At 57.8% G+C, this 25,277-nt stretch carries 28 protein-coding genes; 12 read left to right on the forward strand and 16 right to left on the reverse strand.

Going from position 1 to position 25,277, the window contains the following annotated elements; all coding sequences use genetic code 11:
- Positions 1 to 11: 11 nt before the first annotated feature.
- Positions 12 to 839: a hypothetical protein gene (locus PQU92_RS02715; RefSeq protein ID WP_272746673.1), complete on the forward strand. Its 828-nt coding sequence runs from the start codon at positions 12 to 14 to the stop codon at positions 837 to 839.
- Positions 840 to 841: 2 nt separating this feature from the next.
- Here the strand turns inward: PQU92_RS02715 and PQU92_RS02720 are convergent, their stop codons facing one another.
- From PQU92_RS02720 to PQU92_RS02740, 5 genes are read right to left on the reverse strand one after another with little or no spacing between them, the layout of a single operon-like run.
- Positions 842 to 4,066: an error-prone DNA polymerase gene (locus tag PQU92_RS02720; protein ID WP_272746674.1), complete on the reverse strand. Its 3,225-nt coding sequence runs from the start codon at positions 4,064 to 4,066 to the stop codon at positions 842 to 844.
- A complete protein-coding gene (locus PQU92_RS02725) occupies positions 4,067 to 5,590 on the reverse strand; it encodes a Y-family DNA polymerase (protein WP_272746675.1) in 1,524 nt (507 codons plus the stop codon).
- Between the two features lie 6 nt (positions 5,591 to 5,596).
- Complete coding sequence (locus tag PQU92_RS02730; protein WP_272746676.1) at positions 5,597 to 6,103, reverse strand: hypothetical protein; 507 nt, start codon at positions 6,101 to 6,103, stop codon at positions 5,597 to 5,599.
- Complete coding sequence (locus PQU92_RS02735) at positions 6,100 to 6,351, reverse strand: hypothetical protein (protein ID WP_272746677.1); 252 nt, start codon at positions 6,349 to 6,351, stop codon at positions 6,100 to 6,102. Before PQU92_RS02735 ends, PQU92_RS02730 begins: the two co-directional genes overlap by 4 nt.
- 14 nt (positions 6,352 to 6,365) lie before the next feature.
- Positions 6,366 to 7,037 carry an ImuA family protein gene (locus PQU92_RS02740; RefSeq protein ID WP_368407090.1) on the reverse strand — a complete coding sequence of 224 codons (672 nt, stop codon included), beginning with the start codon at positions 7,035 to 7,037 and terminating at the stop codon, positions 6,366 to 6,368.
- A gap of 269 nt (positions 7,038 to 7,306) precedes the next feature.
- Between PQU92_RS02740 and PQU92_RS02745 the strand changes: the two genes are divergently transcribed.
- The 4 genes from PQU92_RS02745 to PQU92_RS02760 all read left to right on the forward strand — a co-directional run bounded on the left by PQU92_RS02745 (position 7,307) and on the right by PQU92_RS02760 (position 9,031).
- Positions 7,307 to 7,615 carry a hypothetical protein gene (locus PQU92_RS02745; protein ID WP_272746679.1) on the forward strand — a complete coding sequence of 103 codons (309 nt, stop codon included), beginning with the start codon at positions 7,307 to 7,309 and terminating at the stop codon, positions 7,613 to 7,615.
- A 278-nt stretch (positions 7,616 to 7,893) separates the two neighbouring features.
- Positions 7,894 to 8,289 (forward strand): peptidoglycan-binding domain-containing protein, encoded by a 396-nt coding sequence (locus PQU92_RS02750; protein WP_272746680.1) that lies wholly within the window; start codon positions 7,894 to 7,896, stop codon positions 8,287 to 8,289.
- Entirely contained in the window at positions 8,286 to 8,699 is a 414-nt protein-coding gene (locus PQU92_RS02755; RefSeq protein ID WP_272746681.1) for a hypothetical protein, read from the forward strand. The genes PQU92_RS02750 and PQU92_RS02755 overlap by 4 nt, the downstream gene beginning before the upstream one ends.
- An 8-nt stretch (positions 8,700 to 8,707) precedes the next feature.
- On the forward strand, positions 8,708 to 9,031 hold the full coding sequence (locus PQU92_RS02760) for a hypothetical protein (protein ID WP_272746682.1): 324 nt from the start codon (positions 8,708 to 8,710) through the stop codon (positions 9,029 to 9,031).
- A gap of 108 nt (positions 9,032 to 9,139) precedes the next feature.
- On the opposite strand, the gene PQU92_RS02765 is transcribed toward PQU92_RS02760, so the two are convergent.
- Positions 9,140 to 9,511: a hypothetical protein gene (locus PQU92_RS02765; RefSeq protein WP_272746683.1), complete on the reverse strand. Its 372-nt coding sequence runs from the start codon at positions 9,509 to 9,511 to the stop codon at positions 9,140 to 9,142.
- Positions 9,512 to 9,749: 238 nt separating this feature from the next.
- Here PQU92_RS02765 and PQU92_RS02770 point away from each other — a divergent pair, with 238 nt between their 5' ends.
- On the forward strand, positions 9,750 to 10,451 hold the full coding sequence (locus PQU92_RS02770) for an SOS response-associated peptidase (protein ID WP_272746684.1): 702 nt from the start codon (positions 9,750 to 9,752) through the stop codon (positions 10,449 to 10,451).
- Between the two features lie 83 nt (positions 10,452 to 10,534).
- Complete coding sequence (locus PQU92_RS02775; protein ID WP_272746685.1) at positions 10,535 to 12,487, forward strand: TonB-dependent receptor plug domain-containing protein; 1,953 nt, start codon at positions 10,535 to 10,537, stop codon at positions 12,485 to 12,487.
- Here PQU92_RS02775 and PQU92_RS02780 read toward each other — a convergent pair.
- Positions 12,459 to 13,124, reverse strand: a complete 666-nt coding sequence (locus tag PQU92_RS02780) for a cation efflux transmembrane domain-containing protein (RefSeq protein WP_272746686.1) — start codon at positions 13,122 to 13,124, stop codon at positions 12,459 to 12,461. The two genes, PQU92_RS02775 and PQU92_RS02780, sit on opposite strands and share 29 nt — an antisense overlap.
- A gap of 67 nt (positions 13,125 to 13,191) precedes the next feature.
- Here PQU92_RS02780 and PQU92_RS02785 point away from each other — a divergent pair, with 67 nt between their 5' ends.
- Complete coding sequence (locus tag PQU92_RS02785; RefSeq protein WP_272746687.1) at positions 13,192 to 13,587, forward strand: MerR family transcriptional regulator; 396 nt, start codon at positions 13,192 to 13,194, stop codon at positions 13,585 to 13,587.
- A 151-nt stretch (positions 13,588 to 13,738) separates the two neighbouring features.
- On the forward strand, positions 13,739 to 14,083 hold the full coding sequence (locus PQU92_RS02790; protein WP_272746688.1) for a DUF1810 family protein: 345 nt from the start codon (positions 13,739 to 13,741) through the stop codon (positions 14,081 to 14,083).
- A 42-nt stretch (positions 14,084 to 14,125) separates the two neighbouring features.
- On the opposite strand, the gene PQU92_RS02795 is transcribed toward PQU92_RS02790, so the two are convergent.
- The 6 genes from PQU92_RS02795 to PQU92_RS02820 form a co-directional block, all read right to left on the reverse strand.
- Complete coding sequence (locus PQU92_RS02795) at positions 14,126 to 14,566, reverse strand: Ros/MucR family transcriptional regulator (RefSeq protein WP_272746689.1); 441 nt, start codon at positions 14,564 to 14,566, stop codon at positions 14,126 to 14,128.
- Positions 14,567 to 14,765: 199 nt separating this feature from the next.
- Entirely contained in the window at positions 14,766 to 14,999 is a 234-nt protein-coding gene (locus PQU92_RS02800; protein ID WP_272746690.1) for a hypothetical protein, read from the reverse strand.
- A 225-nt stretch (positions 15,000 to 15,224) separates the two neighbouring features.
- On the reverse strand, positions 15,225 to 15,758 hold the full coding sequence (locus tag PQU92_RS02805) for a hypothetical protein (RefSeq protein WP_272746691.1): 534 nt from the start codon (positions 15,756 to 15,758) through the stop codon (positions 15,225 to 15,227).
- Positions 15,759 to 15,766: 8 nt separating this feature from the next.
- Positions 15,767 to 17,800 carry a DUF3732 domain-containing protein gene (locus PQU92_RS02810; RefSeq protein WP_272746692.1) on the reverse strand — a complete coding sequence of 678 codons (2,034 nt, stop codon included), beginning with the start codon at positions 17,798 to 17,800 and terminating at the stop codon, positions 15,767 to 15,769.
- 3 nt (positions 17,801 to 17,803) lie between these two features.
- Positions 17,804 to 18,298: a three component ABC system middle component gene (locus PQU92_RS02815; protein WP_272746693.1), complete on the reverse strand. Its 495-nt coding sequence runs from the start codon at positions 18,296 to 18,298 to the stop codon at positions 17,804 to 17,806.
- Positions 18,288 to 19,460, reverse strand: coding sequence for an ABC-three component system protein (locus tag PQU92_RS02820; RefSeq protein WP_272746694.1), 1,173 nt, complete (start codon positions 19,458 to 19,460; stop codon positions 18,288 to 18,290). The genes PQU92_RS02815 and PQU92_RS02820 overlap by 11 nt, the downstream gene beginning before the upstream one ends.
- A 322-nt stretch (positions 19,461 to 19,782) precedes the next feature.
- On the opposite strand from PQU92_RS02820, the gene PQU92_RS02825 reads away from it, so the two are divergent.
- Together PQU92_RS02825 and PQU92_RS02830 are read left to right on the forward strand one after the other, a co-directional pair.
- Entirely contained in the window at positions 19,783 to 19,947 is a 165-nt protein-coding gene (locus PQU92_RS02825) for a JAB domain-containing protein (RefSeq protein WP_272746695.1), read from the forward strand.
- 53 nt (positions 19,948 to 20,000) lie between these two features.
- The gene (locus tag PQU92_RS02830; protein ID WP_272746696.1) at positions 20,001 to 20,420 is read left to right on the forward strand and encodes a VOC family protein; all 420 of its coding nucleotides are present in this window, start codon (positions 20,001 to 20,003) and stop codon (positions 20,418 to 20,420) included.
- Here the strand turns inward: PQU92_RS02830 and msrQ are convergent.
- The 3 genes from msrQ to PQU92_RS02845 all read right to left on the reverse strand — a co-directional run bounded on the left by msrQ (position 20,417) and on the right by PQU92_RS02845 (position 23,639).
- A complete protein-coding gene (gene msrQ, locus PQU92_RS02835; protein ID WP_272746697.1) occupies positions 20,417 to 21,031 on the reverse strand; it encodes a protein-methionine-sulfoxide reductase heme-binding subunit MsrQ in 615 nt (204 codons plus the stop codon). The genes PQU92_RS02830 and msrQ overlap by 4 nt on opposite strands.
- 283 nt (positions 21,032 to 21,314) lie before the next feature.
- Positions 21,315 to 22,244, reverse strand: a complete 930-nt coding sequence (gene msrP / locus PQU92_RS02840; RefSeq protein WP_272746698.1) for a protein-methionine-sulfoxide reductase catalytic subunit MsrP — start codon at positions 22,242 to 22,244, stop codon at positions 21,315 to 21,317.
- Positions 22,245 to 22,382: 138 nt separating this feature from the next.
- Entirely contained in the window at positions 22,383 to 23,639 is a 1,257-nt protein-coding gene (locus PQU92_RS02845; RefSeq protein ID WP_272746699.1) for a peptidoglycan-binding domain-containing protein, read from the reverse strand.
- Between the two features lie 264 nt (positions 23,640 to 23,903).
- On the opposite strand from PQU92_RS02845, the gene purB reads away from it, so the two are divergent.
- On the forward strand, positions 23,904 to 25,208 hold the full coding sequence (purB, locus tag PQU92_RS02850; RefSeq protein WP_272746700.1) for an adenylosuccinate lyase: 1,305 nt from the start codon (positions 23,904 to 23,906) through the stop codon (positions 25,206 to 25,208).
- Positions 25,209 to 25,277 lie beyond the last annotated feature (69 nt).

A 25,277-nucleotide genomic window follows, 5' to 3' on the forward strand; every position in this document is an offset into this window, starting at 1 on the left:
CGCACGAACTTATGCTGACATTTTTGGGCCTGACAATTTTAGTCGCTGGTTTTTTTGCCTGCCATATTAGTCCCACTCATAGCTACAAATTACACCGCTACGAGGGTCAGTATCTGTATTTGCGCTGCGCCGACCTTGGCATCAGATGCTTCGCTATTGCAGTTTTCCTAGCTTTTGTTTTCTATCATATCCCGTCGTTCACTGTTGGTTGTTTTCGTATCCATCTTCCTATCTACATTTGGACGAACGCACTGATTTTTGAACTGTTTGCCAAGGACCAGGTTGAAGCCTCACGGTGGGGCTGGCTTTTAACCTTGACCGTTTTGACCTTTGTTTCTACCTTTATCTATAAGTTCTTGAGCCACGTTAGGCTGTTTTTACGGTTCGGCACTTGGGACTCTCGGATATTCGTCACCGCCAACATCCTCGCAGATAGCCCGCTAGACAGTTTACTTTTCAATCTGTCACTGGCGAAAGATAAATACGCGATGATTTCAATGGATGATCGTAAAGTATATGTCGGTAAAGTTTGCAGTCTTGGTGAGCCATCAGAAACAAATGGAATGGATCAAGACATAGCTATCATCCCTTTGATGAGCGGCTATAGAGATAAAGATACGTTAGAGGTCACCTTCAATACGCACTACGATGAAATAAGCGCCGAAATTCTTTTAACCCTTCGTCAGAGTTCAATCATCTCGGCGACAGAGTTCAACTTCGACGCTTACAAGATTTGGAATCCTAAACCCAAAAAAGCCAAAAAAACGAAGGCGGTGGCCGACCAGCCGACGGCAACGCCTCGGCAAAGAGTGCAAAAAGCGGCGCTCGGTAAAGCCTAGTGCTACCTGAAATCCCGGCTCCGTTGCAACGCGCGCCCACCTTCCGCTCTGACCACCCTTGGATCAACGCCGGACCCGCCATTGCGGAATTCATCACCCGGCATATGCGGAACGGCCAAAGGCGCATCCCGGTCGCCAATCTCGGCCAACATCGGTGACAGGTCGGCGACGGACCGGGCGATGAGGTGAACCACCTCCCCTTCCCGCTGGATCTGCCCAGAAATCAGGATCAGGCTGGAGCCGTAGACAGCGCGTTTGTGCAACTCGCCGACCTTCTCCCAGATAACGACATTGGCAACACCGGTCTCGTCTTCCATGGTAATGAAGATGACCCCGTTGGCCGAGCCGGGTCGCTGTCTGACCGTCACCATGCCGGCGACCTGAACGTAGCGCTTGTCCCTTGCCGTCATGGCTTCATGGCAGGTTACATAGCCCTTCCCCGCCAAATCCCCGCGCAGGAAACTCAAAGGGTGGGCGCCGCGCGTAAAGCCGACCTGGCTATAGTCCTCGACAACATTGGCGCCGTCGGTCATGCGGCTCAGCGTCATTTGCGGCGCATTAACCTCAGACTCGCTGAGACCGTCCGCGTCCAGCCAGCCGTCAAACAGCGGCAGGACGTCATCCCCCAGCGAGCGGATGGCGAACAGGGCTTCGCGGCGCGGGAGCCTGAACGCCGCCTCGAAGGCGTCGGCACGGGCCAGCTTGCGAAGTGTCGGCACCGGCGTCTTTGCGCGACGCCATAGGTCGGGGATTGACTGATAGGGTTTTTCGCCTCGCGCCAGAATCAGATCCGCAACGTCCTGACTGCGGATGCCGTTGATTAAACGAAACCCAAGCCTGACCGCAAACCGGTCGGGTCGGGTCGTGGGTTCCAGCGTACAGTCCCACCGCGAGGCATTTGGGCAGAACCAACGCACTTCTACGCCGTGCTTTTTGGCATCGGCGATCAGTTGGGCCGGCGCGTAAAAGCCCATCGGCTGCGAATTCAGAATGGCCGCCAGAAAGACGTCCGGGTGATGGCACTTTAGCCAACAACTCGCTTCAGTCACGATCGCGAATGAGAAAGCGTGGCTTTCCGGGAAGCCATACGAGCCGAAGCCTTCGAGCTGCCTGACCAGACTTTCGGCAAATTCCTGCGTGTAGCCATTGCCCAGCATACCGTCGATGATCTGCTGAGACAGCGGTCCGATACCACCGGTTTTTTTGAAAGTTGCCTGCGCCCTTCTCATCAGGTCGGCCTGGCCCGGCGTGAACCCGGCACAGGTGATCACCACACGCATGGCCTGTTCCTGAAACAGCGGCACCCCCAGCGTCTTTCCTAAGATGGCCTCCAGTTCCGGCGTCGGATAGGAGACGTCCTCCAGCCCTTCCTTTCTCCGTAAATACGGATGGACCATGTCTCCCTGGATTGGGCCGGGTCTGACGATGGCGACCTGCACGACCAAATCATAAAAGGTCATGGGCTTGGTTCGCGGCAGCATGGCCATCTGCGCCCGACTTTCGATCTGGAAAACACCGACGGTGTCGGCCTTGCGGATCATAGCGTAGGTGCGCGGGTCTTCCGGCGGTATGCTGGCCAAATCGATGTAGCGTCCTTTGGCTTCCGCCAGCAGGTCAAAGCCGCGTCGAAGGCAGGACAACATCCCCAGAGCTAGGCAATCGACCTTCATGATTTTCAACGCGTCGATATCGTCCTTGTCCCATTCGACGACCTGCCGGTTTTTCATGGCGGCGGGTTCGATGGGGACAAGCTGATCAAGGCGGTCATTCGTCAGGACAAAGCCGCCCGGATGCTGGGACAGTTGGCGCGGCACATCGAGCAGGAGCAGGTGAAGCTCGAAGGCCAGCCGCAGGCGGCGATCCTCCATATTGAGGTTGAGTTCACGGGCCATGGCCGGATCAAAACCCGACGAATGCCAGTGGCGGATCTGCGACGCCAGCGTCTTGATGGTGTCTTCAGGGAAACCGAGCACCTTCAGCGTATCGCGCAGTGCGCCGCGCGTACGAAAGCGCGTCACCACAGCGGTCAGGGCGGCGTGCTTGCGGCCGTAGGTTTCGAAGACCCATTGCAACACTTCCTCGCGCCTGTCGTGTTCGAAATCGACATCGATATCGGGCGGCTCATTGCGCTCCGCCGAGATAAACCTTTCAAACAACAGCTCGTTGCGGCTGGGATCGACGGAGGTGACGCCAAGGACATAGCAGACGCAGGAATTGGCCGCCGATCCCCTGCCCTGACAGAGAATGTCCTTCGACCGCGCAAACTGGACAATCGCGTTCACCGTCAGGAAGTACGGGGCGTAGTTCAGGGAATCGATCAGTTCCAGTTCGTGCTTCAACAGCGCGATGACGTGGTCCGGCACACCTTCAGGAAAGCGCCACTTCGCGCCTTCCCAGGTCAGCCGCTTGAGGGCCTCGATCGCCGTAAGGCCCGGCAATGTCTTTTCTTCCGGGTACTGGTATTCGATCTCGCTCAGAGAAAACCGGCACCGATCGGCCAGAGCCTGCGTCCGTCGCAGGGCGTCGGGGTAATCGTTGAATAAACGCCACATCTCGTCGGCGGGTTTCAGATAGCGGTCTGCGTATAGGTTCCGCAAATCCCCCATCGTGTCGATGGTGCAGCGATGGCGTATGCAGGTGACGACGTCGTGCAGCATGGCGCGGTCATGAACATGGTAAAGCACGTCATTGGTGACGACGGTAGGCACCCGGCAGGCCTGGGCGAGGTTCGACAAGGATTGCAGGCGCAGATGGTCGTTCTGCCGTCGGCGCAAGGTCAGCGCCATATAACCTCTGTCGGCAAAGACGCGCTTGAAGCTACGCAGACGCTGGGCCAGAAGCTCGTCGGGCTGGTCGGGGATATAGACCGCCACCAGGCCTTCCGAATAATCCTCGACATCCGACCAGTCGATATCGCAGGCTCCTTTCCCGGCCCTCGATTTGCCGAGACTGAGCAACATGCACAGATTGCCCCAGGCGGCGCGATCGGTGGGATAGACCAGCAAGGACTGTCCATCGCGCAGATCGAGGCGACAGCCGACGATCAGCCGCACCCCGGTTTCCTTTGCCGCCACGTGGGCGCGCACCATGCCGGCGACGCTGTTGCGGTCGCAGATTGCCAGGGCCTCCATGCCGAGGTCTTTGGCGCGATGAAATAATTCATCCGGCGAGGAACAGCCGCGCAGGAAGGAGAAGTAGGACGCGCACTGAAGCTCGATATAATTCATTTAGTCGAACTTGCCGTGCAGGAACCAATTGAGCCCGCCCGTACTTGCGTGCTGGCCATCCCCGGCTCTGAAGACCCAGAAGCGTTCACCGCTCTCAACCTCCAGAATGAAATAGTCGCGGACCTTGCCGATCTCCTTGTCGGTTCGCCACCACTCCTCAAGTACGCGTTCTGGCCCGTCGGCGCAGACCACGCGGAAGCGCTCGCGGCGCCACGTAAACGCTTTCGGAGGATGGTCGGGCAAGGCGGCCAATGTCTCGATGGGTTCTGGCCGCCGGTACAGGCGCTGGGGTCGACGATACCCGGCATTGCGCCGTGACCCGACCTCAACAGCCGTCGGCGGCAGACGTCTGACCGCGCGCTCGGGTATGTCGGTGGCGACCGAGACGGCCCGGTAGAGGCAGCCTGCCCCATAGCGATTGCTCAGGGTGTCCCACAGATCCTCGACATCCGGGCGCGCGGGCTCGGCATAGGCGGTAGCCATCTGCTTGAACCCGACCGGCTCGACCGACGCGGCGATCAGCTTCATGCGGTCGATCCCGAAGCCCGGATCGACGGTTTCGATCTTATCGGTCAGCAGTCGCCCCAAGCGTTTGGCGTCCCGCACCGGCTTGGCAGTGCCGACGAAGATCGTCTCGATGCGGTTGTCGACGCGAACGAAGTGAAGGTCCAAACGGCGGACCCCCAGCCCGTTCTCTTCCAGTCGCTCGCACATCATATCGACGAGGCGCTGGGTGTATTTCTGCATCGTCTCCGGCGCGCCGATGGGTTCGGCAAAGACACGCTCGACGACGATCAATTCGGGGGACTCGACGGGCTCTATAGGTTCATTCAACCGACCGAAGGCCTGATCGATGCGGCGAAACAACAGCGGCCCGAAGCTGCGCGTCAAGGGCGGTCGCGGCTTGCCGGCCAGTTCGCCGATGGTGTCGAGGCCAAGCAGACGCAGGTCGGGGATCATGTCGGACGGCAAGCGCAGGGCTTCGACCGGCAGCGGTAACAAAGCATCCGCGGTTTGTCCCGGCGCGACGATAGACTGAGGCTGCGCACCGAACCGGGCCAAGGCATAGGCCGCGCCCCAACTGTCGGCCAGAGCGGCCCGGGCCGTGATGCCGAGATCAGATAACCGGCGCACCACGTCGGCCACCAACCCGGCCTCACCGCCGTAAAGGTGCGCCGCGCCTGTAATGTCGAGGATCAATCCGTCAGGCGCATCGACAGCGACAAGCGGCGAATATTGCCGCAAGGCCCAGATCGCCACCTTTTCAAGGGCAAACGCATCTGCCGACACATCAGCATCTAAAAGAACCATATCGCCAAACAGGCTCTCGGCCTTGGCCACCGGCATGCCAATACGCGCACCCACATGTAAAGCCAGATCATCGACCGCAGTAATCAGGCGACGGTTACCCGACTGACCTTTGAGCGCCAGCGGCACGTCGCGCGAAGGCGCGGCCTCGCCCATGGCGCGACGCAGCCGATCGGTGGCCCAAAACGGAAAATACAGGGACAGAACTCTGGGCATGAGAGCCTACCCGGCCTGCTTTCGCAGGATGGGCTGGAAGTTGTTGGCCCAGGCCAGCAGCACGGCTTCGCGTTCATCGCGCAGTGCAGCGTCAGACATGACCAGTGACGCCGTGCGCCGGATCGGTTCCTTGAGGCCGGAGACATGGATGTCATAGCGCGGCAGATGCCGGGACACCCCACCCCAGCCGCCGATCAGGGCCGATTGACTATAGACGGGTGTAATCGCGGTGATGGCGGGCAGTCCTACTTTCAGCACGCCGACATCATATACCTGCCCAAGACAAAAAATCGTCCAGGCCTCGATAAGTCGATCTCTCTCCCGGCGCAGAAATTGATGTGCTTCCGCTGACGGATCAACGGACTGGAACCACAGCCCGGCGTCGAGGCCCCTGATATCGACATGGAAAATCAGATGCGGGTTGTCGCCATCGGTGCTGTCACGCACGGGCGCGATGACCACGATCCTGGAGAGGGCAACGACCTGCCCGCAACATTCGAACAGCTCGGTCATGCGATATCCGCGTAGTCAGTGCCATAGAGATCGATGACGTCCAGAATCTGCGGCGCACGCGGCAACTGCGGCAGCGCCGAGCAATCCTCACGATACCGGTAGTTCGCGATGTCGTAATAGACCTCGCCTTTGGCGGTCGTCTTACGCTCGCAGTACATGTAGTCGCGGTCGTGCCGCGCCACGGTCAGCAGGACCATGACGCCATGCGACAGCTTCATCGACGTTTTGTCGGTCGTAATCTCAAACATATCGGATTCCAGAGTCATGATGCCGCTCGCCGCTCCCATCCGCCCGACGACATATCGGCGGCCTCGTGATGGCCAAGACTGAGGCGACCGTCCGCGTCGCAGGCCTCTACCTCAAAGTCGGCGCTGTCGCCGCCCCGGCAGCGCATCAGCTCGACTTGCCATCGCGACCGCCCGACCCCGCGCACTGGCAAAGGCGAAGAGTTGAGTTCGGTAATACGCCATCGGGTAAAGGCTGCTGTCGGGTGCCCGAAATCACGGGCATCGACGTGACGGCGCCAGCGGCGCACAGCCAGCGCCATGGTCCCGGTCACCTCTGCCGCGGCGTTCAAGCGCTGCGAGGCGACGCGCGATAGCCCGGCCAGTTCACCCACGACGGCGGTCAGGCCGCCGTGGCGCAAGGCTTCTTCGCAAGCACCGAGAATAGCGCTCTCGTCGCGGACCTCGAAAAATACCACCCGGTCTTCGGTCAGGCCGGAATTGGCCAGAGCCGGGGCGAACAGATCAGGCTGGGTGTAGCACCACAGGACGTTGCCACCTGTCCGTGCCGCGATACCGGCGGCGAATGAGATGGCGGCCGAGCCATCGACGGCACCGTTGGCCCCGCCAGCGATCTCATGCAAAGCGCCGATCGTCAGCCCACCTTTCGGCAGTTTAGCGTCTATCTCGGGGACACCGAAAGGCAGCACAGACCGCGCGCGGGCACCAATATTTTCAATGGTTTCTATGCGTTGGCGTAACTGGGAGAGGACGACGGGCGAGTGGGTCGACATAACATCAGCGGTCCTTTCCAGTACGCGTATATGAGAGGGTAGACGTGAATATGTTCTATGTTTGTTCCAGATGAAAAGGGGAGTCAATGCCCCCTGCTGACAGCTTCCTGCTGAGACGATGTTCTTTAAATGTTTCGAATGAAAGATTCGCGTGAGTCCGCAAGGCCTTACCGAAATCGGAGCGGGTGAAAGATTTTTTCAACGACCTTCGATTTTTTGTGGAGAGGATCGTAGCCGAGGGTTGCCCGTGCTATCGTAAGGGAATGTCCAGCGGCAAAGTTATCGACTTCAATCGCGCCCCCGAACTCGACAAACTCCTCCAGAGTGTCGGTGAAAAAGAGTGCCTCCGGGTAGGATTATTCATCGTCGATGAAAGCGGAAGGTTGCAACTTACCAATGTGGGGTTTGCCTATCTGCTTTATATGGCAGAAGCGCAAACCCTGAGCTTGGCCGAAGCCTTTGCAGCGGGTTACGACCACGCGAGCGAGCTATAGGACCAGCTCAGCAAAGTTACTTGTAACCAAACGTGACAGCGCTGTCTCATCGAGCGCCTTGTTTCTGCCGCACCGCAGCAATACTCTTAAGACTTCGATGTTCGCATCGATTGCCCTTCCTGGGCGTTTCCTCCCTGTAAACTTTTAAGCCGCGCCGCAATGCGCGGCTTTTTTTTGCCCGCGGCAGTCGGGATTACGCATCGGTTCCGCTCCGGGCTTTTTCTTATGATCATCTCCCGCTAGTGTTGGCTTTAACATCAACGACCGGGACTTACCCCATGCCAGCGCTAGGCAGTGACAAACGACTGAAGGTGACGACGGCGGCCATTCTCGCCGTAGCGGTGGCCATCATCGTGTGGAGCGCGTCGCAAACGAAAGCGCCGAAAACCCCGGCCAACGCTCAACCGCCGGAAATGGTTCAAGCCAAGGCGGGAAAAACACCGTCGTCATCCGCTACCACTGCCCGCGCCAATCGCCACACCGTGCTGAACATTCAGAAGCTGCTGACGCGGCTTGGGTACGACCCCGGCCCCGCCAATGGCGTCTTGAGCGCCAGAACGGAACTGGCCATCGCGCAATTCAAGGTAGACGGCAACGGAACCTTCCAAGTGACGGACTATGAGGCGATCCTGAGCGCACTGGTCAGCGCGGTCGCGGCGGAGCCTGCAAAATGACCGAAGCGGTTTCGCTTACGGGGACCTGGTATGGCACCTATAGCTATCCTGACGACTGGGGGCAGCCCCCGTGCCTGTTCACTGCGCGTCTGGTCCAGACCGGTGTCGGCTTTTTCGGGTCGATAACCGAAACCGTCGAGGCAGAACTCGCCCTGCAACCAAATATCGGCGCCTATGTGGAAGGTAACCTCCATGGTGTCAGAGTATCCTTCGTCAAAACCTACGACGGATCAGGCGGCTGGGGTCATAGCGTCATGTATGACGGTGAACTTTCGCATGATCATACCGAAATCACCGGCGCTTGGTCCCTCTTCGAAAGCGGTCAGCGCTTTAGCAGTAGCTTCATCATGGTTCGGCGGACACGCGGCGCAGAGGCCGAACACCGTGAAGCCGTAGCGACAAGCGTATAGGAGAGCAGATGGCACTGACTCCGGAGAATCAGGCGCGCAGCATCGACCCGGCTCGGGTCAGCGAATGGTTGATGCTGTATGATCTGGGCGAGGCCGATCGACGAACCGTGGCCGCCGAACTCTACGATATGGTTTTCGACCACGTGCGCGACCTGCCGGAACTCGATCAGGCACGTTTGAGTACATTTATCGATCGTCTGCTTACCGGCATCGCAGATGGCAGCACAACTGTTCAAACGGTCCAACGCGCCATCGTGACTTGTATGTTTCGCGCCTGGCGCGGCGCGGATGTATTAAGGACGTACATCAACGAGTTTGGTCGGACTGGTTGACGAAAGCGCTTTCGCCTTTAAGCGATGACATCAACAGTCTGTTTCGGGGTCGCGCTGCCAAAAAGCAAGCGGCAGCCTGTCGATTTGAGAAAAGCTCTATCGCCTAAGCTAAACGGCGGATTCGGCTACGGACGCTTGCTGAGATGCGATCAGCGCGTCCATTGCCTCCCTGAATGTCAGCGGTGACGGAGCATCTGGAAGATCGAAAAATGCGTCGGCGAAATCCTGATATACCCAATGGTCGTCCTTCAGCCAGCGCAGCGTCGAATCGTCGCGAACAACGTCGTTGCGATCGACGTTCGTCATGCCCCTGGTTTCCCACGCCTCCAACAACTTGTTCACCCGATTAGCCATAGAGGTCAGCGTCCCTACGGCACAGGCACGTCCCTGAACAATCGGTTCCGGCGAGGCCTGAACTGCGGCGATCACCGCAGTTAGACGTTGCTGGTAAAGGCGGAAGGGTTCGGGATTCAGGCTCATCGGTTGCTCCGCAGGCTGGTCATCCGACCTAAACTGAATCGACGGCTTGGCAACGCCTGCATTTAGGTTTTCACTCACCTGCCCACAGGAAGGTCGACCAATGTGTAATTTGTTGTCTGATTGCGATCCAACCGACAAGCCCCTTTTCCACACCTTTCAACATTCGTTTTCGAGGCACATTTAGTGCGCTTGCGCACCCGGTAAACATCGGAGATGATCGGTTAAAACGGAGGCGCCCGTGTGCAATTTGTATAGCCAGACCAAGGCCGCCGAAGGCGTACGTGCCGCCGCGAAGGCCATGATCGATAAGACTGGCAACTTGCCCTATCTGCCGGGCATCTTCCCCGATTATATGGCACCGATCGTACGTAACGGAGCGGACGGTCGCGAGCTTGTCATGGCGCGTTGGGGCCTACCGTCCCCGGCCTTTGCCCTCGAAGGCAAGAACGCCGATGGCGGTGTCACCAATGTCCGGAAGACGACGTCATCGCACTGGCGCCGCTGGCTGGGTGAAGCCAACCGATGCCTCGTCCCTTTCACCAGCTTCTGCGAGCCCAACCAGGCCGATGGTTCTAAGGTCAACACCTGGTTCGCCTTCGACGACACGCGGCCGCAGGCCTTTTTCGGAGGGGTATGGGTGCCGCAGTGGACCTCAGTGCGCAAAGTCAAAGAAGGCGAGACCACCAATGATCTGTTCGCCTTCCTGACTACGGACGCCAACGCCGAGGTTCATGCGGTTCATCCGAAGGCCATGCCGGTCATCCTGACGACCGACGAGGAACTGGATCTGTGGCTGAACGCACCATGGTCGGAAGCCAGTAAGCTCCAACGCCCCTTGCCGGATGGAAGCCTGAAGATCGTCAAGACGGGTCCGAAGAAGGACGATGTCAACGAGGACCAGATTGCGGAAGCCCTGCCGCCACAAGCGGAGCTATTTTAATCCGTCCCTGCGCTTGACCCTGTAGTAGGTACAGGCTCTACAAACCCCGATACATCCCCTTGATCGAGTCGGAGGTATCATTCGTGCGCCCGCTGAGAGCCCATTTCCTGTCATCTGTCGCTGCCTTGCCGCTACTGCTTCTTGCCTTGCCCGCCGTTGCTCAGGAGCACGCCGACCATCACGACGAGGATGAAGAGATCGAAGAGGTAATCGTCCAGGCGACGCGCGCCGGGCGTAAACTTCAGGACGAGCCGATCCGCGTCGAGGTTATCAATCGGGAAGAGATCGAGGAAAAACTCCTCATGACCCCCGGTAACATCGCCATGCTGGTCAGCGAAACCCCCGGTATTCGGGTGCAGGTCACCTCGCCGTCATTGGGCTCCGCGAACATCCGTATGCAGGGCATGCTGGGCCGATACACCCTGCTTCTGACCGATGGTCTACCGTTATACGGCGGACAAGCCCTTGGCCTGCTGCAAATTCCTCCCACGGATCTGGGACAGGTCGAGGTGATCAAGGGATCGGCCTCCGCACTTTACGGTGCCTCCGCCTTGGGTGGCGTCATCAACCTTGTTTCGCGCCGCCCCAGCCCCGAGTTGGAGAACGAGGCTCTTCTGAACGTCACCAGCCGAGGCGGGCAAGACACTACAGGCTACACGTCAGCCCCGTTGAACGATGCCCTTAGTTACTCGGTGACGGTGGGCTATCACCGGCAGGACCAGAACGACATCGATGGCGACGGCTGGGCTGACATGGCCGGATATGAGCGCTGGACGCTGCGGCCGCGGCTTTTCTGGTACGGGGACAATGGCGCGAAGGCGCTGCTTACCGTCGGTGCGATGACTGAACAGCGTGACGGCGGTACCGTGCCCGGGCGAACTGCGCCGGATGGAACGGCCTTTGTTGAATCCCAGGACACGCGCCGTCTGGATGCCGGGCTGAACGCCACCATTCCTGTCGAGCATTGGGGTACGTTAAGCCTGCGCGCTTCAACCATGAGCCAGCGTCACGACCATCGCTTTGGTGCTGTCACCGACCGCGATCACCATGATACGACCTTTGCCGAAGCGGCGATAAATCAGGAAGCTGGTCAAACCTCGTGGGTGGCCGGTATCGCCTGGCAAGGTGATCGCTACCGCTCAAAGGCCTTCAGCGGTTTCAACTACGATTACACCGTTCCAGGTCTCTTCGCGCAGGTCGAGCAGAAGATCGGCACCGCACTGACGCTGGCCGGCAGCGGACGTCTGGACGACCACAGCCAATACGGCTCGCAGTTCAGCCCGCGCGTGTCATTGCTTTATCGCCCTGGCCCCTGGACCGTGCGAGCGTCCGTCGGCCGCGGGTTCTTTGCCCCTACGCCTTTCGTCGATGAGATCGAGGCCGCCGGTCTCGGACGGCTGGAGCCACTGGGTCAGCTTGAACCAGAAGTGGCGCGGACCGCCTCGTTTGATCTTGGCTATAATGAAGGGCCTATCGAGGCCAATGTCACCCTTTTCGGATCGGATATTGACGACGCCGTCCAGTTGCAGGAAACGAGCGCGACCTCCGTGCGCCTGATAAACGCTCAAGGCGTCACCCGCACGCGTGGCTCCGAACTGCGTCTTCGCTATAAGTGGGACGCGTTCTCGGTCACGGGGTCCTACGTCTATGTCGACGCCACCGAGACTGATCCCTCCAATGGTCTTCGCCGAGATATGCCCAATACACCCAAGCACACGGGCGGTATCGTCGCCATGTGGGAGGAGCACGGCAAGGGCCGCCTCGGCTTTGAGGCCTATTACACGGGCAAGCAGATGCTGGAAGACAACCTTTATCGAACCGAGAGCAAGCCCTATTGGGAGCTTGGCGCGATGGGCGAAATGGTCTTCGGTAAGGTCAGCCTCTTCCTCAATGCCGAGAACTTGCTGAACGTTCGCCAGACCAAACATAACCCAATCTTGCGGCCTCACCGCGCGGCGGACGGGCGTTGGACGGTCGACGCCTGGGCACCGACCGAGGGCTTTACGCTCAATGGCGGTGTCCGTCTGCGCTTCTAATCGAAGTCTCGGTGGCGGCCTGTCCGGTGCGCAACTCGGACAGGGCTTGCCGGACGATCTGCCAGCCGCCGCTGATGCCGAGACCGGCAAGGACGACAGCGACAGCAATGTCCGGCCAAGCCGCGTTTGTGCCAAAAACACCAAGGGCGGCGGCGACGACCGCGACATTGCCGATGGCGTCATTGCGGGAGCATATCCATACCGACTGGCGGTTGGCATCGCCGTGGCGATGCGTCCAGAGCAGGACCGCGCAGACGAGATTGGCGGCCAGGGCCAGCACGCCGATAATGCCCATGGTTTCGGCCTTCGGCAGTGTACCGGTCGACGCCATCCAGACTGTACTGCCCAGTACCCATAGTCCCAGGGCGAACAGCGACAGACCCTTGACCAGTGCGGCACGCGCCCGCCACTGCAACGCCATGCCGGCGACACCCAGACTGATTGCGTAGTTGGCGCTGTCGCCCAGAAAGTCCATAGCGTCAGCCTTCAGGGATGCCGAGTGCGACGCCACGCCTGCCACGATTTCCAACGCGAACATGCCAGCATTGATGATGAGCGCTACCCACAGGACGCGCCGCCAGCGCTTATCTTCTTTTGGGGCTTCAGGTTTACACCCGGAACAACATCCACCAGCCATACTGTCACCTCGTCAAATACGAACTGACAGGATATATAGACCCTGTAGCTACTATAGGGTCAAGCGCATGTCATTTTCTATCGGCGATCTCGGCAAGGCCACTGGCACCAAGGTCGAAACGATCCGCTTTTATGAGAAGTCCGGGCTTCTGCCCGCACCGGCGCGCACAGCAGGCAACTACCGCACCTACGACCGGGAACATCTAAACCGCCTGAGCTTTATTCGGCGCGCACGTGACCTCGGCTTCTCACTGGATCAGGTCAAGGCCTTGCTCTCCCTGTCCGATGACAAGGATCGCTCGTGCCTCGGGGTGGATGAGATCGCCAAGGCGCACCTGATCGAGGTCGAGCGCAAGATCGCCGATCTCACAGCCCTGCACACCGAACTGTCGCGCCTGATCACCCAATGCAGTTGCGGCACTATTGCCGACTGCCGGATCATCGAAAGCTTGTCGCCAGCTTGATTGAAGCAACAGTCTGCCCTGCCCCAAAGCCTGCGCCGAGGGCGTTGTAATTCTAAACCTGACGCTCGCTAGGCTCGTTCTTGTCTACGAAGTCGGCGCGCGGCCGCTTCCAGATGGTGGTCCGACAGTCGAAGGTTGCCATCTATTCCGCGTGCTCAAGACACACAAATTACAACGCAATCTCGTCAACCCGGTCTTTGCGGACATCCTTTCGCCAGCAGGCGAAACCCTAAATCTCTATCAACCGACGGCTCCTGGTCATGCCGTCGCCCCCGCCATCTCATCGGCCGTAGAGAAACGGAATACGGTCCCGTCAGACCTCCTCCACCTGTTCGGCTCGCCCGACGACCTGAAGTTTCGTTCGTCGTTGACGTTGTTCGCTCAAGTCGCCAACCCAGACGCACCTTACAGCGGCATATTTCAAGAAGCGCTTATTCGCCGGTTTGGGGCTGAGCCCGACCCCAAAACGGTCGCACTGATCGCCAGAATGGGCTGACGACAGCAACGCAGGGGCCTGAACGCCCCTGCAAGATGGAGACTACGCTTTGGTGCGTTTGACAGCGGGCTTAGTTTTTGCAACCTGACGACCGCCCTGCCCCAGCCCCATTTGCTTAGCGAGCGAAGAGCGCGCGGCCGCATAAGACGGTGCCACCATTGGGTAGTCTTTCGGCAGGTTCCACTTGGCGCGATACTCTTCGGGGCTGAGATTGTACTTCGTCCGAAGGTGCCGTTTCAACGACTTGAATTTCCGACCGTCCTCCAGACAAACGATGTAATCGTCGGCGATCGACTTCTTGATCGAAACCGCGGGTGCTTTGGGTGACTCCGGCTCTACCGAGGGCGCGGTGGACAAATTGCTTAGCGCACCAAAAACGCTCTGAATGAGTTGGGGCACCTCATTGGCTGGCACCGAGTTATGGCCGACATAGGCCGAGACGATTTCAACCACCATGTCGGTGAGTTCGGATTGTTCAGACACGCGAGCTTCCTTTTATTGCAAAGGCAAACAACAAAAGGTCTTTGCCAAGCAATCAGAGCCTTATACCAACTGATGGCACAGGTCAAAACTTGCATTTTCATTTACAATTCATGCGAACAACGGAGAACCAGACACCAGTCCGCTGTGGAAAAACGCTCGAACTTGCTAGATTCGTTTGCTGATCGGCGATGCGCCCGACTTAAATCCGGACGACCAGCAGGTCGATCAGATTGGCACCGGTAGCCGTCGGGTGGCCCCGGGACACGAAACCCCGTCCCTGCGCGAATTGATCGAGTTCACGCGCCTGGAAACTCCAGGCGTCAAGTGAAACCTGATGATCGTGGGCGCAACTATAATCGCCACGCGTGCCATCGGCGATAGCTTGCCTAAGCTCTTGCAGCGTCACTTCCTTGATACGTGCCTGAGCGTTCATGCCGATAATCCCTCTAAAGACCTAAAGTGCCACATGCCACCGTCTTTCACCAGCACTCGCACCTATTTTGTTGCACGGATCGTGCCGTAATCGGCGCATCCCGATGTCTCAAAGTCGTCGTCGGGAACGACGGCAACTTCGTGTGGATTGCCGTCGGTGGCCGCAGTTATTGATATTGAGCAGGCTGTGTTTGTTTGGCATGAGGCCCGAAACCACTGCCAGATATTAATGCCGCTGTAGTGATTGTGATGGCGACAGAAACGAGATCGACCTTCGCCGTTTGAAGGGCAGAACCCTTCTATCTATCGATCTACCATGACCTAAAAAGTATTTAAGAAACAAGCTCATCGATTGTTGTTCGTGCGACAGCCCTATCGGTAAGCGGTCTGTAATTTCGAACGGATCGGCAGCAGCAGCCGAATAAATGACAACTTCACAGTATAGGAGTCTTTCAGTAAGGTTTCGCCAAACACCCGCTGACAAACTAGCCCAATTATCAAAGCTTCCCACTTTGGCAGCGGTGATAAGAGCGGCATCAGCATCCTCATCAAAGGCATCGCTATAAACTACGCTCATTATCGCCTCCCACCTCGGTGAGAAGAGAGGGTGCAGTTCGAAAAATCGCTCAAGTACATCGAACGCCGTAAATTCTAGCGAAGGCGATAGCTCTGCACCTACAGCCATGTGTTCGTTTACATACCCTAGCCAAATCTGGTGCAGATCTACCGAACTTTCCGCCACGTCTTCGTTTTCTTTCATAGGCAAGATCAATTCATCCCATCTGGTAGCTTTTCATGCTCACCCTGATCCTGGTCCCGAGGAATCCAACTTGAGGGGATTAAAAAATCATTGTCTCCCCGCCAATCCTCTACGCCTTTTATGCCTTCAACGTGCCCCCACGCTTTCTGATCGGCGTGATCGAGGACAATTATCTGTAGCCGTCCCCCAAAACTTTGGTGCGCCCTCGCCAAGCTTTCAAATATTTTAACGGTGCTCTCGAAATCTGTTAAATGCCGGCGTCGGCGCCCTTTGCCCTTTTGATCAACCTCACCTGGAACGTAACTATCAAAAGTGTCACTGGGAAAATAAACCTGACTTGGCTGATCTATTACCAAAAGGGTCGGCACGGGATTGCTCTTGTCCCTATTCAAGAACACGCCATGCAGCGCGAGTAACGTGGCCAGGTGATAACCCATCCAATTCTCACCGCTTCCGATCTCCCAAAGAAAATCAGGTCTGTTTGCGCCTTCACGTTCGAACTTTAGATTCAGTTCCCGCTCGTCCAATACCGGCACGCCTTCGGCACCGGCTACGCCCAGTGCGGAGATAAAACGAGGTATGTAGGTCGAAATTTGCTGGTGAACCCTTGCAGAACGCAAGATCTTATCATCATCGTCACCCTCGCCCCCCAATTCCCGCAGTTCAGACCGCAATTCGTTGACACGAGAAACAAGCCCCCCCTCACCGTCAACCTCGCCTAACATTCGTAACGCTTGCTCCGTAGAGCCTATGAAGCGGAAAACATCTTCAAGACGTTGGCTATGGCCTCGTTCAGAGTCAACTTCTGCTTCGAAAGTTCGACGTGTTTGACGTAAGGATATCAGCTCGCGCTCGTCTCTGAGCAAGTCTTCCTGAATTGCAACAATGTCGCGGTCAACCATTGGTGCTGTTGAAGCTGCGCTTGCTGACAAAGCTGAAATCTCAGCAATAGAACTTTCTAACTCCAGCAAAGCCTCCATTGCTACCGACGTATTCGAGCCGCAGAGGATACACGAATCGTCATGGGTTTTGGCCTTGAACCATCCAGCGCCGACCACACTTCCAGCCTGTTCCTGCAAAACAGCATCATAGTCGATCACTGTCCGCGCCAAGCTCTTGAGCTTTCGCAGCTTCCGCCGTTGTGATGATATTTTGAGATCCAGTGCCTGCTCTCGTTGAATAATGCCGTCGAGCCGGTCAACAGCAGCAGTGACCCGTCCCGCAGCGGCAACTGATTTACCTCTGGCCTTCACCACCTCGTGCAGCACTTTGATCAACTGGGGAAGTTCACTTGGCGGCTCGCCCACTGGCAGCAAGCTCAACTCTTGGGCTCTGTAGAACGCGCCATGTGCGGTTGCGCGCCAATTATCGATAGCGTTCCGACGTGAGCGCAATTCGGTTTCAACTCGTCTCAGTTCATCCCGTATCAACCGAAGCCGATGAGCGCGAACCAAGTCTTCATTCGTGATAATCCCCAACGCCAGTGGCAGTATGTGCTGCAACTTTAATCGATGCTCGGACGAGTCTGCCTTGAACAACAGCGTATATGGGTTCGCCACGACATGCTGCGGCTGCAAATTAAATGAAACCATATCTCTGAAACTTGCCCGGTTCTGCGCTCCTTCCGGCACAACTCCTAAATTCGACAATCCCGAAAGACCGTCGAACACGCGCTTCATTCGAGCGACAGTGTTGGTAACAACGGGGCGGCGGGGCAAAGGTCCTTCTGTCTCGCGCCCTTCTTGCCACCAAATGTCATCCGACACTTGCCTTTCGGCAGGTTTCGGCCTTGCAACGCGAATGACACCGGCATCTGTTTCAATTTCTAAACCATACCACGAAGCCAGGTTTCTGATAACGCCGACCGGTATGGAACAGGTCTCTGAACCAAGTACGTAATTGATGATGTCGACAATGGACGACTTCCCGGTACTGCTCCACCCCGAGATAATTGATATCTTGCCAGTGTCGAACGGAACAACACGTGGTTCAAAATTTGGATCTTCCGGCCAGATAATTACCGAGCGAATTAGTAACTTCATCTTTCAAAACTCGACAATTAATTGACGTTGCACACTGTCCAACTCCTCAAGGGCAAACCAAGCCCCGAGGCGTTTCGCAGCACCAATCAATGCTGCGCTGGACACTTCTTGACTGCGTAGCTCCGCCGGCAGATCGACGCCGCCAATCGCCCTAAATGTGGGAAATCCCAAACCACCGTCTCGCTGCAACAGAGCGACATTGACTCCTAGTTGAACGCCCATCAGCGCAAACCGGGAGTTCATTTCAACCCGCCCCTGCAAGCCGACAATAAGGTCCGGCCGCTCAACCACCATTTTCACAAAACGGCTATCGAAATTCATCCGATGAACCTTCTCAACCGTTTCACGGTGCAGAAGCAGACCCCCGGATAACAGGAAAACGGGCAAAGAAGGCGATTTGCCACCCGAAGTCTCACTGAATTTTCTGGCAACATGCCAAAAAAGCCGCGCCAATAGTATTGGATTTTTTGCTAGTAGTTCCTCGTGGTTACCCTGCATCCCCGCTCCCCTTAGTGAATGCGGGGTCCCACCAGACCTCATCGTCGTCCGCCAAACGATGATAGTTTCCCGCGGTCATGTAAAGCTCATCACAAGGATGACCATCCAGAGGCTCCTTATACTGATAGGTTGCCTCGGCTAAAATCGCATGACCAATCTCTGAGTTCGTGCGGCCCGCCAGTTCCCGCCCCTTAACGCGCCTTATTCCCGCCCATCGCTCACGCAGACGACTGGAACGATGCCCCCATTCATTATCCGGCACCTCTCCTGTCCGAACTAACCGATGTTTCTCGATATTGAACCTCAAGAAATGGTCTACTGCGACCAATACGTCTTCATCGTCGGCGCTTATTTTTGAAAGATGCTCAACGAAATTTCGGGTCAGAGCATTCTCTCGATCGGCTTTCTGAAGCGAAATGTCGGCCGACGCCCGCGGCAAAAGTCGGCTGTTAGCCTGCTTCCTTTGCGAGGTACTGCAATAAATAAGCACCTCGGAGCGGGTTACTATGCAAGGATTTTTGGCCGACCAGTCTGCACGGGCGCGGGCAGTCAGCCAACCTAATAAGCTGGTTAGTATGTCGTCTATATCTGCGCGAGGATCGAGACCGAGACCATTCGCAAGGGAAGATGTCTCCTGTTCCCCGGCTGGCGCCAAAACTATCTCGATCTTATTGATCAATGCCTCAAGCTCAGGGTCAGAACGAGAGAGCACGTCATCTATGATAATCTGAATCTTTGATTGAGTGCGCTTGCCACCAATCGCGCGAAGGAGGCTGACGACCTCACTAGAAGTAATGCTTTTTTCGCCACACTCTTTCAGTTTCTGTGCAATAGGTGACTCTACCCACTGATTAACAAAGAAAAGATAGCGAGAGGTATCCGCCCCTGCGGCAGATGCGTCATGAGCCAACCAAATTTGTAGAGTACGCCAAAGTGCCCGGCTGCGATCAGCTAGAATTTTCTTTTGCTCTTTGGTCGACGATTTGTCTTGCTCAAGAGCAAGGACTTTTTCATCTTCCATAACGGCGACATCATCAAAGTGTTCGATAGCAACTGCTATTTTTATTGACGATGCGTGAGCTAAATGATGCAGCGCCCTTTCAAGCTGCAAAATATACCCTGCTGCTTGCGCGCCTGCCGTATTGTTCGTTTTCGAAACCAAAGAAAATTAGCGAAAAGGTTTTCCGCCCCCAAATCAAAGTACGGTTGCATCATGCCCTTATTCACCAGATCACGCAATTATCTGATCAACGTTGCAACACATAGTTCCTATCTAATCCACCAACCCTTTATCACGGGCTGACGTAGGGCATCATTCATAGCTATGTGTACTTTGCAGAAAAATGACTTAAATCAGCGAGGCTAAACCATTCTTACCCCGAGGAGAAGCCTATCGATGGCAACACCTTACCCACCGCCATACCCCAGCAGGATTTCTTTCTGCGATTTATTAAATTAATTCAAACGGATATTTTTGCGATCGGATGATGCACAACCACCCTTCGGGCGACCCCATGCCGTCGCAGGGCGACATCGACACGACCAAGGCGATCATCGCCGCGGGCAAGCCGCTCAAGATTACCATTCACGATCATCTGATCGTCGGCCGCGAAGGCGTGCTGAGCATGAAACAGGTCGGGGCGATCTGATATCGCATTCTTATCGCTGTTCAGGTAGCTCATAGGGAAACTATGAGGCCCATATGCAGCAACAGATTTCCGTCATTACGCTTGGGATCGACGACCTGAGCCGCTCGCGACGCTTTTACACCGAAGGCTTCGGCTGGACACCGGTGTTCGAGAACGCGGAAATCGTGTTTTATCAGATGAACGGCCTGATGCTGGGGACCTGGCTGAAATCCGGGCTGGCCAGCGACAGCGGCGTTTACGCCTCCGGCACCGGCGGCTTTGCACTGGCGCACAATGTGCCGGAACAGGCCGATGTCGAGCCGGTGATGGCGGCGCTTATGGCCGCCGGCGGGAAACTGACGGGTCAGGCCGACGCCCCGCTGCATGGCGGTTTCCGCGGCTATGTCAGCGACCCGGACGGGCATCTGTGGGAAGTCGCGTGGAACCCGGTATGGACCATCGACGCTCAGGGCCATGTGACGTTTGGGGTTTAAACCTTTCGTCGTATCCACCTCCACAGTCGCCAGCCGAGCAGCACCAGAACGATCCCGCCATAAACCAGAGGCATGGTCTTGTCGGCCTTGACCAACAGGAAATAGTGCAACACGCCCAAGGGGACGATGACATAGACCAGCTTGTGCAGATTGCGCCACGCGACACCGCCCAGACGTTTGATCGCGGCGTTGAACGAGGTCAGGGCCAGCGGAATCAGCAGCACGAAGGCGATCATACCGAAGGTAATATAAGGCCGCTTGACGATATCGGCCCAGATGCGGCCCCAGTCAAAAAACTGATCGACGGCGATATAGCTGGTCAGGTGCAGCGCCACATAGGCAAACGCAAACAGGCCGACGGGCCGCCGCCAGCGGATCAGGCGCGGTTGCTTGAAAATCCGCGCCACAGGGGTGATCAGAAGCCCGACAACCAGCAGCCTGAGCCCCCAGACACCCAGTTGCCGAACGAGGGTTTCGACCGGGTTGACCCCGAGGTCGTTCTGTAAAAATCGCCACACGAGCCACAGCAGCGGTAGCAGACAGATCAGGCAAACGACAATGATATCGGGCGTAAAGCCCCGTTTGGGTTTATGTGCAGGCTTTGTCAGCATCAGATTTGCTTTCATCCTTCCCCGTTTACGGGGAAGGTGGATTTGAGCCGTCAGGCTCAAAGACGGAAGGGGGGATGCGACGTTTCAATCTGAACGGTCAGAGTTTGTGAACTCTACAGGTTCCCCCTTCCGTCTGCTCGTCCCTCGCAGCCACCTTCCCCGTAAACGGGGAAGGATTTTTAGATTCTTTGGCCCCGTAAACGGGGAAGGATTTTTAGATTCTTTGGCCCCATAAACGGGGAAGGATTTTTAGATTCTTTGGCCCCGTAAACGGGAAGAGACATCAATAATACTTCTGTAAATCCATGCCCTTATACAGATGCGCGACATTGTCCCCGTAGCCGTTGAACATCAGGGTGTCGCGGCGCCTGAACTCGCCGATGCGGCGCTCCGTCGCCTGCGACCAGCGCGGATGATCGACCGTTGGATTTACGTTGGAATAGAAGCCGTATTCGTCCGGCGCACTCAGGTTCCACGAGGTCGAAGGCTGTTTATTGGTGAAGGATATCCGCACGATCGACTTGATCGACTTGAAGCCGTATTTCCACGGCACGACCAGCCGGATCGGCGCGCCGTTCTGGTTGGGCAGCAGATCGCCGTAGAGCCCGACGGCCAGAAAAGCGAGCGAATTCATTGCCTCGTCTATGCGCAGGCCTTCGACATAGGGCCAGTGCAGAACCGGTGAACGCACGCCGCGCATCTCCTTGGGCCGCGCCAGCGACTCAAACGCCACATATTTGGCGTCCGCCGTCGGTTCGGCGCGTTTGATCACGTCGGCCAGAGGGATGCCGATCCACGGAATGACCATCGACCAGCCTTCGACGCAACGCAGCCGATAAATCCGCTCCTCCAATGCGCCTTTGAGCAAGGTTTCGATATCGACCGTTTGCGGCTTGGCCGCCTTGCCGTCCAGTTTGATCGTCCACGGACGCGTGGTGAGCGCCGCGGCATATTTGGCGGGCTCGGACTTGTCGGTGCCGAATTCGTAGAAATTGTTGTAGGTCGTCACGGCTTCGCGCGGGGTCTGGGCCTCATTGGTCCAGAAGGTCTTCTTGCCACTGAGTTTGCCGGTCAGTTGCGCCGCCTGCGCCCCACCCGCCAGTGCCGACAGGCCCGCGCCGATGCCCATGGCCATGATCTCGCGCCGCCGGAGATAGGTCTCCTTCGGCGTCACATCGTTTTCGGTCAGGTCGGGCGCGTGTCGGATCAGCATGGTCGTCCTCCGTTTTATAGTTATACGCACCGCGTGGGCGTTGGGTTACGATCCTGACCCATTATTATGAAAATAAAAAGGCCGGTGCAGCGTCCCCTCCGCACCGGCCTTCCCCCAACATCGATCCGATCGCGCCTCCTAGTGGATACGAACCCCAAGCGCCTCGGCGGCCTCGACCGACATCTGACCCTGCGGCAGGCCCTTGTCGGCCTGGAACTTCTGCATGGCGGCGACCGTCTTCGACCCCATATTGCCATCGATCGGCCCCGGATCGTAGCCGCGCTTCTTGAGCGCGATCTGGATTTCCTTCATCTGGGCGGGCGAGGTGTTCTTGTCGCAGATCACTTCGCGCCAGACGGGCTCGGGTGCCTTCGACGCGCGGGTCTTCTCGACCGGCTTATAGACCGCCGGGACCGTATAGGTTTCGGTGCGCGCGGGCGTGATGACTTCCTTCACCTTTTCGACGCGATAGGTCGCGGGCACCACCTTTTCGACCACCTGCTCTTCGCGGTCGATGACCAGACGCTCGACCTTCTTGATCTTGGCCGGAGTGCGGACGCGATTGACGGTGGCCGGGCGGACCTCGACCTGACGCTCCATGGCCTTGTATTCCGCCGGATATTCCTTGAGGCACCACACGGTCTGGGCCGAACCCTTTTGCAGGTACTCGGTCGTGCGCGTATCGGCCTGCACCAGAACCGGTTCCTTGCCGGGCCAGGTCAGCATGCCGTCGGCGCGGTAGCGCACCGGCTGGTGATCGCCGGGCGTAACCAGAGCGGCACCGGTGGCGACACCTTCGGATTTCACCCATTCCTGACGGGCCGGGCGGACCATGACCTGTTCGACGCGCTTTTCATAGACTGCCGGGACGCTCTCTTCGCGCCAGCCGGCTTCCTGAATGACCTTTTCCTCGACCACGGTGCGGGTGACCGCCGGGATCACCTTGCGCTCCACGCGTTCGGGCGTCACGACAACCTTACGTTCGGCCCAGCGCCATTCTTCGGGAATGGTGCGCGTTTCGGTGCGCGCCTCGGCGACCAGCACCTTGTCGGTATAGGTCTCGAAGGTCGGCGCTTTCAGCAGGCGGGTGAAGCACTGGTTCGGCCGGGCGTCCTTGACGATATAGGCCGGGAGGTCGGGATGCTGACCGTCGACGGTACCCTCGGGGCAGTCTTTGTCCTTCGCCTTCAGCTCCGGCAGGTTCTTCGTCTTGACATCGCTCTGGCTGAAATAGACGCCCTGAGCGCCCGACTTGCCATAGGACGACGGTTGCTCGTTCAGCACTTCGCCGACCGGCCTGACCGCCTTCTTTTCCCCGGCCTGAGCCGTCATCCCGCAGGCCAGCACCGCCAGCGCCAGTACGGACACACCCGCTTTCAGCTTGAAACCGTTCACCTCAGCCACCTCATCACAATCTTACTTGAGGCCGATTTTAACGCTTCATTAACCGGTTCGCCAACCCTGCTCGCGCAGATAGCGTAAATTAACCAAATTAAGGCCGCAGGCGGTGCAAAAACACCTCAACAGGGTCGGTTGCATGGGCAAATCCCCCGAATCGCCACCGGTATTCACCTTCGGGCGCATGGTTTTAGGACTTGACTTTGAGGGGCACCCGCCTATCACGCAGGAAAATTTTTGCCGCTGCACAAAGGCCTTGCCATGATCCCCCGCTATTCCCGTCAGGACGCCGCCGCCATCTGGGACCCGTCGACCAAGTACAAGATCTGGTTCGAGATCGAGGCCCACGCCGCAACCAAGATGGCCGAACTGGGCGTCATCCCCAAAGATGCCGCCGAGACCCTGTGGGCCAAGGGCAAGGATGCGGCGTTCGATTCGGACCGCATCGACGAAATCGAGCGCACGGTGAAGCACGACGTCATCGCGTTCCTTACCCACGTCTCGGAAATCGTCGGCCCGGAAGCGCGCTTCCTCCATCAGGGCATGACCTCCTCGGACGTGCTCGACACCTGTTTCGCGGTTCAGCTTCAGCGTTCCGCCGACCTTCTGCTCGAAGGGACCGACCTCGTGCTGGCCGCTCTGAAAAAGCGCGCGCTGGAGCACAAGTTCACCGCCACGGTGGGCCGTTCGCACGGCATCCACGCCGAACCCGTCACCTTCGGCCTGAAACTGGCCGGGTACTACGCCGAATTCGTTCGCGCCCGTAAGCGCCTTGAGGTCGCGCGCGAGGAAATCTCGACCTGCGCCATTTCCGGCGCCGTGGGCACCTTCGCCAACGTCTCCCCCGAAGTCGAGATCTATGTCGCTGAGAAGATGGGCTTGAGCGTCGAGCCGGTGTCCACGCAGGTCATCCCGCGGGACCGCCACGCCGCCTTCTTCGCGGCGCTGGGCGTCGTCGCTTCCTCCATCGAGCGTCTGGCCGTCGAAATCCGTCACCTGCAACGCACCGAAGTCCTTGAGGCCGAAGAGTTTTTCTCGAAGGGCCAGAAGGGCTCGTCGGCCATGCCGCACAAGCGCAACCCGGTCCTGACCGAGAACCTGACCGGTCTGGCGCGCCTCGTCCGCTCGGCGGTCGTCCCGGCCATGGAAAACGTCGCCCTGTGGCACGAGCGCGATATCTCGCATTCGTCCGTCGAACGCGGTATCGCGCCTGACGCCTGCGTGCATCTGGATTTTGCGCTCCGCCGTCTGGCCGGGGTGGTCGAAAACCTGCTGGTCTATCCGGAAAACATGCAGAAGAACCTCGACCGTCTGGGTGGTCTGGTCCACTCGCAGCGCGTGCTGCTGGCCCTGACGCAAAAGGGCATGTCGCGCGAAGACAGCTACTCGGCGGTTCAGCGCAACGCCATGCGCGTCTGGCGCGGCGAAGGCAACTTCCTCGACTTCCTGAGCGCGGACGAGGACGTGTCGAAGTTCTTCACGCGTGAAGAACTGGAGCCGTTCTTCGACCTCGGCTATCACACCAAACACGTCGACACGATCTTCGCCCGCGTGTTCGGGGAATAAAGCAAGATACCCCACCACCCTTCGCTTCGCGAACGGTCCCCCTCCCCGGCATAGCCAGGGAGGCATAAG

The organism is Asticcacaulis aquaticus, assembly GCF_028550415.1.
GTDB lineage: Bacteria > Pseudomonadota > Alphaproteobacteria > Caulobacterales > Caulobacteraceae > Asticcacaulis > Asticcacaulis aquaticus.